The following is a 10,292-nucleotide window of genomic DNA, read 5'->3' on the forward strand; positions in this document are numbered from 1 at the left end:
ATGGGTGCTTTACGCCCTTGGGGGGCGGGCAACCGGTTAAAAGGGTTCCCCCGCCCCGCTCGTCGCACCTGTCAGAACAGCGCGCGCGCCAGCGCCCGCCGGGCCGCGGTCACCCGCGGGTCCTCGGCGCCCACCACCTCGAACAGCTCCAGCAGCCGCAGCCGTACGGCGTCCCGGTCGTCGCCCGCCGTGCGGCGCACGGTGTCGATGAGTCGGCCGAAGGCGTCCTCCACGTGACCGCCCACCAGGTCCAGGTCGGCGGCGGCGATCTGCGCCTGGGGGTCGGAGGGCTTGTCCGCCGCCTCCTTGCGCACCGCCTGCGGGTCAAGACCCTGCACCCGCTGGAGCAACTCGGCCTGCGCGAGGCCGAGTTTGGCCTCCGGGTGCGCCGGGTCCTCGGCGAGCACGTTCTTGTACGCCTGGACGGCCCCGCCGAGGTCGCCCGCGTCCAGCGCCTGCGCGGCGGCGTTCAGCAGCGCCTCGTGGGGGCCGGCCGGGACCTGCTCCGCCGGGGCGGCGCCGCCGGGCTCGGCCTCGGGGTCGACGGTGAGCCCGGTCAGGCCGAAGCGCTGCTCGGCGACCGCCACCAACTGGTCGAGGGTCTGCCGGATCTGGGCCTCGCCGGCCGCGCCCTGGAAGAGCGGCAGCGCCTGTCCCGCCACGACGGCGAAGACGGCCGGGATCCCCTGGATCCCGAACTGCTGCATCAGCATCTGGTTGGCGTCGACGTCGATCTTGGCGAGCAGGAAGCGCCCGTTGTACTCGACGGCCAGCCGCTCCAGGACGGGGCTCAGCTGCTTGCAGGGCTGACACCACTCGGCCCAGAAGTCGATGACGACCGGGACCTCGGCCGACCGCTGGAGGACGTCCCTCTCGAACCCCGCCTCATCGACGTCGATGACGAGGTCGGCGGGGGAGACGCCCCCGCCCCCGCCCTGCCGGGCCGCCTGGGCCCGCGCCTGTTCCGCCTTGGCCTTGGCCTCTTGGGCGGCCTTCACCGCGGCGAGGTCGACGACTCCGCTCATGGACATGTTCCGTGGCTGCATGCGCCTATCCTCCCCCGTACCCGCGCGTGTGTGAAAACGCCGTGGAAGCCGGGCCGCCGTGACCGCCGGACCGGTACTCCCGGACCGCCGTGACCGCCGGACCCGGGTGCTGCGCGGCGCCGGGTCCCCACCCGCGCCATGTGGTCGTCGCTCGCGCACGCCGTGCACGCGCTTTCGCTACGGGTCGTAGCGTAATGCCGCCGCAGCCCTTTCCGACACCCTCCGCCGGTGATCTCCCTCACGGTCGCGCCCGGTTCCCGTGGCCGCGTGGCCGGATATCGTCATGCCATGCCGAGCAGCCCCGTCCCCAGTCGCGCCGGACGCCCGCGCAGCGCGGCGGCGGACGCGGCGATCCTGGCCGCGACCCGGGCGGCACTGGTCGAACTGGGCTGGTCCAAGCTCACCCTGGGCGATGTCGCGACGCGCGCGGGAGTGGCCAAGACGACCCTGTACCGCCGCTGGTCGGGCAAGAACGAGCTGGTCGTCGACGCGGTCGCGGAGCTCTTCGACGAACTCGAACTCCCCGACCGCGGCTCCCTGGCCGCCGACATCGAGGGCGTGGTCCTCCAGTTCGCCGCGATCCTGGCCCGCCCGGAGGCGCGCAGCGGCCTGATGGCGGCGGTGGCGGAGTCGACGCGCGACGACGCGCTGCGCGACCGCATCCGCACCTCGATCGTGGACCGCCAGAAGGGCCTGGTCCACGAGGGCCGCGCCCGCGCCCAGGCCCGCGGCGAACTCCCCCCGGAGTCCAGCCCGGAGGAGACGTCCCGCACGGTCGACCTGATCTTCGACATGGTCGCGGGCGCGGTGGTCCACCGCACCCTGGTCAGCGCGGAACCGGTGGACGGGGCATGGGTACGGAGCCTGGTCCGGGTCCTGCTGCTGGGGCTGGCGGGCGCGGCGGCCACCGAAGAACACCAGGGCCCGTAGAGGCCCTGCCCAACCCTGGAACGGCTAGAACCCCGCCGGTTCCGTGTACACCCCCCACTCGTCCCGCAGCACCCCGCAGATTTCCCCCAGCGTCGCCTCCGCGCGGACCGCGTCGAGCATCGGGCCGATCATGTTGGCGCCCTCGCGGGCGGCGCGGAGCATGGTGTCCAGGGTTTCGCGGACCCGGGTCTCGTCGCGCTCGGCGCGGCGGGCGGTGAGGGCGGCGACCTGGTCGCGTTCGACCTCGTGGCTCACCCGCAGGATCTCCAGGTCGCCCGTGACCGAGCCGGTGTGGGCGTTGACGCCGACGACCTTCTTGTCGCCCTTCTCCAGGGCCTGCTGGTAGCGGAAGGCGGACTCGGCGATCTCGCCGGTGAACCAGCCGTCCTCGATGCCCCGCAGGATGCCGGAGGTGATCGGGCCGATGGGGTGCTGCCCGTCCGGGTGGGCCCGCAGGCCGCGCTCACGGATCTGGTCGAAGATCTTCTCGGCGTCCGCCTCGATCCGGTCGGTGAGCTGCTCGACGTACCAGGAGCCGCCGAGCGGGTCGGCGACGTTGGCGACTCCGGTCTCCTCCATCAGGACCTGCTGGGTGCGCAGGGCGATCTCCGCGGCCTGCTCGGAGGGCAGCGCGAGGGTCTCGTCCAGGGCGTTGGTGTGCAGGGAGTTGGTGCCGCCGAGGACCGCGGCGAGCGCCTCGACGGCCGTGCGGACGACGTTGTTGTACGGCTGCTGCGCGGTCAGCGAGACGCCGGCCGTCTGGGTGTGGAAGCGCAGCCACTGGGCCTTGTCGGTCTTCGCGCCGTAGACGTCCCGCATCCAGCGCGCCCAGATCCGCCGCGCCGCCCGGAACTTGGCGATCTCCTCGAAGAAGTCGACGTGCGCGTCGAAGAAGAAGGACAGGCCCGGCGCGAAGACGTCGACGTCCAGGCCGCGCGACAGGCCCAGCTCGACGTAGCCGAAGCCGTCCGCCAGCGTGTACGCCAGCTCCTGCGCGGCCGTCGCCCCGGCCTCGCGGATGTGGTAGCCGGAGACGGACAGCGGCTTGTAGGCGGGGATGCGCTCGGCGCAGTACTCCATGAGGTCGCCGATGAGGCGCAGGTGCGGCTCGGGCTGGAAGAGCCACTCCTTCTGCGCGATGTACTCCTTGAAGATGTCCGTCTGGAGCGTGCCGTTCAGCACGGACGGGTCGACGCCCTGCCGCTCTGCGGCGACCAGGTACATGCAGAAGACCGGCACGGCCGGCCCGCTGATCGTCATCGACGTGGTGACGTCCCCGAGCGGGATGTCGCGGAAGAGCACCTCCATGTCGGCGGCCGAGTCCACGGCCACCCCGCAGTGCCCGACCTCGCCCAGCGAGCGCGGGTCGTCGGAGTCGCGGCCCATGAGCGTCGGCATGTCGAAGGCGACGGAGAGCCCGCCTCCGCCGTTGCCGAGGATCATCTTGTACCGCTCGTTGGTCTGCTCGGCGTTCCCGAAGCCGGCGAACTGCCGGATGGTCCACGTGCGCCCTCGGTATCCGGTCGGATACAGACCGCGGGTGAAGGGGTACTCCCCCGGCCAGCCGATCCGCTCGAAGCCCTCGTACTTGTCCCCGGGTCGGGGCCCGTACACCGGCTCAACGGGGTCTCCGGAGAGCGTGGTGAAGTCGGCGTCGCGCTTGCGCGCGGCGTCATACCGGGCCTGCCACCGTCGGCGGCCCTCTTCTATGGCGTCAGCGTCCATGCCATCGAATTTACTAGGACGTCCTAGTAATTGTCGATGGGAAACCGCCCGGTATCGCCACACACTGCTCCGTACGGCGGTACCGGGCGGGTTCTCGCGGCTTACGCCTTCGCGGTCGCGGGGGCCGCGTCGGTCACCAGCGGCTCCAGCTCGCGGCTGATCCGGCGCTCCACGAAGAACGCGGCCGTCGGGATCGTGCCGGCCAGCAGCACCCACACCTGCTTGGCGATCGGCCACTTCGCCTTGGAACCCAGGTCGAAGGCGAAGACCAGGTAGACGACGTAGAGCCAGCCGTGCGCGATGCTGACGACCTGCGTGAAGTCGGCCGCGCCGTCGATGTCGAGCGCGTACTTGCCGATCATGCCGAAGGTCAGCAGGACGAGCAGGACGCCGGTCACATAGGCCATGACGCGGTAGCGGGTCAGCACGCTTTTCTTCATGCCGTCGAGCGTAACCGGCCGTTCCGGGTGATCTCGGCCAGGGTCGGTCTTCGCGGGCCAGGGTCGGCCTTCGCCGAACTTCGCGGGTCTTCGCAGATCTTCGCCCGTCGTCGTAGATCTTCGCCCGTCGTCGTTCTTCGCCCGTCGTCGCCGGAAGCCGGGGCGGCGTTCCCCGAGCGCCGGTCAGTCCTCCTCGAAGTCCCCCGCCGCCACCCGCAGCGGGCGCAGCATCGCGAAGATCTCCGCGCATTCCTCCGCGTCGTACACGCCGAGGCCGAAGTCCATCGCCATCAGGTCCCGCGTGGCCGACTCGACCACCTCGCGGCCCTTGTCGGTGATCACGGCAAGGGTGCCGCGGCCGTCGTTGGGGTTGGGGCGCTTGGCCACCAGCCCGGACCTCACCAGGCGGTCGACCGTATTGGTGACGGACGTGGGGTGGACCATCAGCCGCTCGCCGATCTTCGACATGGGCAGCTCGCCGGCCTTGGAGAAGGTGAGCAGGACCAGCGCCTCGTAGCGCGCGAAGGTGAGGCCGTACGGCTTGACCACCGCGTCGACCTCGGCGAGCAGGATCTGGTGGGCCCGCATGATCGAGGTGATCGCGGACATGGCGGGCACGTTGCCCCAGCGCTGCTTCCAGAGTTCGTCGGCGCGGGCGATGGGGTCGAAGGCAAGGCTGAGCGGCTTCGGCACGGCACCAGACCCTACCGGCCGGTCATATGACGGTCAGCCCCGTCTCGCGGATCGGTCGGCCGGGGGAATCCGGCGGCTCCGGTCGGCGGGGCGAAGCCATGTCGTTCCCGCGCCGGTCGTCCCTCTGTGCAACGATTGCGGCCGGATCGTCACCGTACGTAACCTCCCCCCGGCCAAGGAGCGGCATGCCCCGGTTGATCCACACCCTCACGGCGCTCGCGGTCCTCGGGCTGACCGCCGGCTGCTCGTCGGCCCCCGACGTCGACGAGGCCTCCGTCACCGGCGGCCGCAAGGCCAAGCCCCCCGCCTCGCCCTTCTGGGTCGACCCGGACAGCCCCGCCGCCCGGCAGATCGCCCAGTGGCGCGAGCAGGGGCGCACCCGGGAGGCGGAGCTGCTGCGGCGGATCGCCGACCGGCCGGCCGCGCTGTGGCCGGCCGGCGAGATCGACCCGACCGCACAGGTCCGGGCCGCCGCCGGGGCCGCGAGCCGCGCCGGGCAGACGGTCGTGCTCGTCGCCTACAACATCCCGCACCGCGACTGCGGCCAGCACTCGGCGGGCGGCGCGGCGAGCGCGGACGCCTACCGGGCCTGGATCGAGAAGTTCGCGCGGGCCATCGGGCGGGCGAGGGCCCTGGTCGTGCTGGAGCCCGACGCGATCGCCCATGTCGTGTCCGGCTGCACGCCGCGTGCGTACGAGGCCGAACGCGAGCAGCTGCTCGGCGAGGCCGTCGACCGGCTCAAGCGCCAGCCCAACACCAAGGTGTACCTCGACGCGGGCAACCCCGCCTGGATCAAGGAGAGCTGGAAGCTGGTCGAGCCACTGCGGCGGGCGGGCGTCGAGCGCGCCGACGGGTTCGCGCTCAACGTCTCCAACTTCCAGACCAACGCGACGACGACGGCGTACGGGCTGGCGCTGTCGAAGGCGCTCGGCGGCAAGCACTTCGTCGTGGACACCAGCCGCAACGGCAACGGTCCGCTGGACGGGCAGTGGTGCAATCCGCCGGGGCGGGCCCTGGGCACCCCGCCCACCACCGACACCGGGTCGCCCGTCGTGGACGCCTACCTGTGGATCAAGCGGCCCGGCGAGTCCGACGGGACCTGCCGGGGCGGACCGGACGCCGGACGGTGGTGGCCCGAGTACGCCCTGGGGCTCTCGCGCAACGCCAAGGGCTGAGGCCCGGCGCCCCCACGCCCGGGTACGGTCGCGTCGCTTCACCGGGTCGTGCGTCGCTTCACCGGTGGTGCGTCACCTCACCTCGTCGTGCGGCGTCGTGGTGCTTCGCTTGTCGTGGTGGGTCGCTTCGTCGTGGTGCCTCGCTTCGTCGTGGTGCCTCGCTTCGTCGTCGTGCGTCACTTCACCTGCACCCACTTCGCCTCGGACGGCGTCCCCTTCGCGTCCGTCGCGAACAGCATGTACCAGCCCGGCGGGACCAGCGTCCGGTCCTTCGGCACCGTGAACGTCGCCGACCTCGCGCCCCTGGTCACGCCCAGCTCGATCGAGCGCTGCTCCACGTCCGTCGTGTGGGTGACCGCGCTCGGGCGCATCAGGCGCGCCCCGGCGATCCGCTCCGGGTGGGCCGTCTCGAACGTCACCCGGTGATCGCGGTCCAGCTCCTGCGGGCCCGCGCCGAGCACCGGCCGCTGCTTGCCGTACTTGTGCAGCGCGGGCGGGGTGAAGACCTCCATCCGCTGCTCGAAGTGGCCGAGCTTGGTGTTCTGCTGGTCGTCGAAGAGCGGGTCCGAGCCGAACGTGGCGACCCGGCCGTCGGGCAGCAGCAGCGCCTCGGAGTGGTAGTTGCGGCCCACCCGCGGGGCCGCGGCCTCCCGGAAGGCATTGGTCCGCGGGTCGTAGAACTGCGCCTTGAGGATGTTGCTGGCGCTGCGGCCCCGGTAGTCGCGGGAGCCGTTCGAGGTGAACACCGTGTCGTCCGGCATGATCACGCTGTTCAAGTAGCGCGTCCCCTGCGGCAGGTCGGGGCCGTCCTTGAAGGCCGGGTTGTCCTTCTTCAGGTCCACCACCGCCGTGCGGGGCGTCGACAGCTTCGACTCGCCCACTCCCCCGCCGCCCAGGATCATCACCTTCTGGTCCTGCGCCGGGGGCAGGAGAAGGGACGCGGACGTCTCCGTCTGGTTGGGGTCCCGCAGGCCCGGGACCGGTTCGAAGGTGTTCTTCTTCACGTCCCACAGGCCCGGCTCGCGGCCCTTGTCCGCCGGGCCGTACCCGGCGTTGGAACCCGGGTAGAACAGCTTGCCGCCCTTGGTGAGGAACAGCGCCGGGTACGTCGGGAAGTACCGTTTCGGCCCCGTGCTCCACTTCTTGGTCCTCGGGTCGTAGATCTCGTTGTCGCCCGGGTCGATCATCCCCACGTCGTCCAGCCCGGAGACCGCGAGGATCCGGCCGTCCTCCAGGCCCACCAACGTCGGGTACCAGCGCGCCTTGGCCATCGGGTCGACGGGGACGTACCGCTCCGCCTTCGGGTCGAACTCGTAGGCCGCCCGGATCCCCTGGAAGTCCTGCTTGTCCATGGTGATCTTCTCGGACAGGCCGTAGGTGTTCGCCGCGTCCCTGCCCTTGAGGCCCACGATCTCGTACTGCGCCTGCTTCTCGGTGACCGACAGCGGGCCCTTCTCGACGGCCTCCACGAAGACCCGCGCCTCACCGGCGGTGATCTTCGTCTGCCAGGGCTGCATCACGCCCTCGCGGTTGTACGTGATCTTGAAGGTGCGCTTGGCCTTCGGGATCGTGACGTCGAACTTCGTCACGTACTCGACGCCCGCCGGGGAGCGGAAACGGGTGCCCTTCTTCAGCCGGACCGTCTTGTCCGGGCTCTCGTTCTTCACCCGCATGCCGCCGCCCGCCCGCTCCACCTCGCCGTCGAGCAGTTCGTAGCGGGCCGTGCCGCCTGCCACCAGCAGGCGGCCGTCGGGGAGCTGGGCGTGGCCGGCGCAGAAGAAGTCCTCCGGGGTCGGGATCTTCTTGAAGGTGTTCGCCTTCGGGTCCCACAGGACCGTGTCGAACTCGCCCTTGTCGAACTTCTTCTGCTCGTTGCCCGAGCCCGCGACGATCAGCACCTTGCCGGTGTGCAGCAGCGCCGCGTGGATCGCGTTGGTGCGGAACTCCTTCGGGATGTCGACCTGGGTCCAGGAGCCGTACCTGGCCTTGTAGCCGGGCTGCGCGATCTTGTACTCGTGGTACTTCTCGCTCGCGAAGTCGATGGCCGCCGGTGCGTTGAGGCCGGCAAGGATCGCGACCCCGCCGATGCCCAGGACTGTCTTCTTCGTCTTCTGCGAGGGCTGGAAGGCCATGGGCTAGTTGCCTCCTGTCGTGGTGCCGGAGACGGTGGACACCGTGCCGGTCGTCGCCGTGGCCAGGGCGGGTTCGGGGGCAGCGGCCGCGGTCGCGGTCTCCCGGGGCGTGATGGCGGTCGCGCTGCGGGCAGTCGCCGGGTTCTCGCGGCGCTCCTTGAGGACCGTCGCCGCCCAGATCGCCGGCGGCGCCAGGGAGATCGCCAGGGCCAGGCACGCCCAGGTGCGCATCGCCGCGTGCGTGTGGTCCAGGACGACGGACACGGCGAGGGACGTGGCCAGGAGGATCGCCCAGAACAGGTGGATGCGGAAGGTGAGCAGGCGGTCCGGGCTGGCGTCGTCCCCCTTCGGGGTGACCACGAAGCGGCTCGGGCGGCGCAGGACCGCCTCCGTGAACGACTTCAGGTAGATCGGCGCGGACATCGCGGACATCGCCATGCCCGCCAGGCCGCCCGAGCCCTGGGGCTCGTGCGGGGAGACGTTGTGCCGGCGGTTCCAGAGGTACAGGCCGATCTGGAGGGCCGCCGCGTCGCTGTAGAGCATCAGCCAGACCGATGCGGCCACCTGGGTGCCGGACGCGCCGAACCACAGGAACAGCACGCAGCTGAGGATGCCCAGGAACCAGTTCACCGCCGTCATCGGGTAGTAGACGAGCATGAGCGTGTACGAGAACAGGCGGCCCTTCGGCATGCGGAGAGGGGCCTTCCAGTACTGCTTCAGCAGCGTCTCGTAAGTGCCCCGCGACCAGCGCATCTGCTGCGTGAAGAAGTCCGTCCACGACGCCGGGCCCTCGCCCACCGCCAGCACGTCGGGGGTGTAGACCGACTGCCAGTGGTTGCCCGTGCGGGGGTTGCGGGTGCGGTGCAGCTCGAAGCCCGTGGCCATGTCCTCGGTGATGGAGTCGTACAGGCCGCGGATCTGTTTGACGGCGGCGATGCGGACCACGTTGTTCGTGCCGACGAACATGGGGGCGCGGTAGCGGTTGCCGGCGCGCTGGATCAGGGCGTGGAAGAGGAACTGCTGGGACTCGGCCGCCTTCGTGACCGGGTTGTGGTAGTTGCCGTACACCTGGGGGCCGACGACGAACGCCACGTCCGGGTCCCGGAAGTAACCCATCATCCGCTCCAGGAAGTTGGGCAGCGGGACGTGGTCGGTGTCGACGGAGGCGAAGAAGTCGTAGGCGCCGCCGTGCATGGCGATCCAGGCGTTGTAGTTGCCGTGCTTGGTGCGGGCCTTGTGGACGCCGGTCGGGCGGTTCCACTCCGGGACGCCGTGCCGGGTGAAGTGGCGTACGCCCAGCTCCGCGCAGAGCGCCTTGGCCTGGTCGTCGTCGCCCTCGTCGAGGAGCCAGACGTCGAAGGGGCCGGTGTGGCGGATGCGGGTGGCCGCCTCCAGGGTGGCGCGGACCATCTCCAGGGGTTCCTTGCCGGGGACGTACGTCGTGAGGAAGGCGACGCGCGTGCCGGGTTCGGGGGTGACGGGGACGGGGTCGCGGGCGACCATGGTGGCGTGCGCGACGGAGGCGACGTTGACGAGCATGAACAGCTCAATCAGGCCGATCGCCAGAAGCATGGCGACGTCCAGGACGATCAGCCAGCTGTCGGCGCCCTCGCGGTCCACCCAGTGGGTGGGCCAGATCAGGTACACCAGCAGGACGCCGGTGAGGACCGGGGCGAGCGCCATGAGGAGGACGGCTCGTATTCGGTGGGGCTCGCCGGAGAGGAGCGAGGTGTACTGCACCCGGTACGCCTCGGCCGGCTCCGTGAGCGGTCCGGCGAGTCGGCTGTGGGTGTCGTAGTCGTAGCCCTCCGGCCGCACAGCGCCCTCCAGTGATCGAACTGCTCGAACTACTCTCACGAAAGTGGAGAATTCGGGACGTGTCGAGTTGGGAGGGGCCAGGTGGGTGGGGGCGGGGTCGCGTCCGCTCGGGGCGGCGTTCCGGGGGCTCGTCGTGGTGGTGGATTCGTCGCCGGGCGGGTCGAGGGCGGTGCGGTTTTCTGCCTGCGGCGGCCTGTCGGGGTGGGTTCTCGGTTGCGGTTCCTGGCTGCGGCGGCCCGTCGGGGTGGGTTCTCGGTTGCGGTGGCGCTGTCGCCGAGTGCCTCGTCGGGGCCGGGCCGGGGGTGTCCGTCCTCGGAACGGCGCGGAATCGGT

8 protein-coding genes are annotated in these 10,292 nt (G+C 71.0%); 2 read left to right on the plus strand and 6 right to left on the minus strand.

Translation table 11 applies throughout. The features are described from left to right. Window positions 1–71: 71 nt before the first annotated feature. The gene (locus tag ABZY13_RS33060; protein WP_356637446.1) at window positions 72–1,046 is read right to left on the minus strand and encodes a tetratricopeptide repeat protein; all 975 of its coding nucleotides are present in this window, start codon (window positions 1,044–1,046) and stop codon (window positions 72–74) included. A gap of 288 nt (window positions 1,047–1,334) precedes the next feature. Here ABZY13_RS33060 and ABZY13_RS33065 point away from each other — a divergent pair, with 288 nt between their 5' ends. After that, window positions 1,335–1,976 carry a TetR/AcrR family transcriptional regulator gene (locus ABZY13_RS33065; RefSeq protein ID WP_356637448.1) on the plus strand — a complete coding sequence of 214 codons (642 nt, stop codon included), beginning with the start codon at window positions 1,335–1,337 and terminating at the stop codon, window positions 1,974–1,976. Between the two features lie 24 nt (window positions 1,977–2,000). On the opposite strand, the gene ABZY13_RS33070 is transcribed toward ABZY13_RS33065, so the two are convergent. The 3 genes from ABZY13_RS33070 to ABZY13_RS33080 form a co-directional block, all read right to left on the minus strand. After that, the gene (locus ABZY13_RS33070; RefSeq protein ID WP_356637450.1) at window positions 2,001–3,701 is read right to left on the minus strand and encodes a methylmalonyl-CoA mutase family protein; all 1,701 of its coding nucleotides are present in this window, start codon (window positions 3,699–3,701) and stop codon (window positions 2,001–2,003) included. 101 nt (window positions 3,702–3,802) lie between these two features. Further along, a complete protein-coding gene (locus ABZY13_RS33075) occupies window positions 3,803–4,141 on the minus strand; it encodes a DUF3817 domain-containing protein (RefSeq protein ID WP_356637452.1) in 339 nt (112 codons plus the stop codon). 183 nt (window positions 4,142–4,324) lie between these two features. Next, window positions 4,325–4,834: a MarR family transcriptional regulator gene (locus ABZY13_RS33080; RefSeq protein WP_356637454.1), complete on the minus strand. Its 510-nt coding sequence runs from the start codon at window positions 4,832–4,834 to the stop codon at window positions 4,325–4,327. 185 nt (window positions 4,835–5,019) lie between these two features. On the opposite strand from ABZY13_RS33080, the gene ABZY13_RS33085 reads away from it, so the two are divergent. Next, a complete protein-coding gene (locus ABZY13_RS33085; RefSeq protein WP_356637456.1) occupies window positions 5,020–6,009 on the plus strand; it encodes a glycoside hydrolase family 6 protein in 990 nt (329 codons plus the stop codon). A gap of 176 nt (window positions 6,010–6,185) precedes the next feature. Here ABZY13_RS33085 and ABZY13_RS33090 read toward each other — a convergent pair whose 3' ends face one another. Together ABZY13_RS33090 and ABZY13_RS33095 are read right to left on the minus strand one after the other, a co-directional pair. Then, the gene (locus ABZY13_RS33090; RefSeq protein WP_356637458.1) at window positions 6,186–8,141 is read right to left on the minus strand and encodes a kelch motif-containing protein; all 1,956 of its coding nucleotides are present in this window, start codon (window positions 8,139–8,141) and stop codon (window positions 6,186–6,188) included. Between the two features lie 3 nt (window positions 8,142–8,144). Next, on the minus strand, window positions 8,145–9,959 hold the full coding sequence (locus ABZY13_RS33095; RefSeq protein WP_356637460.1) for a cellulose synthase catalytic subunit: 1,815 nt from the start codon (window positions 9,957–9,959) through the stop codon (window positions 8,145–8,147). Window positions 9,960–10,292 lie beyond the last annotated feature (333 nt).

The organism is Streptomyces sp. NPDC006610, from assembly GCF_040611575.1.
Taxonomy (GTDB): domain Bacteria; phylum Actinomycetota; class Actinomycetes; order Streptomycetales; family Streptomycetaceae; genus Streptomyces.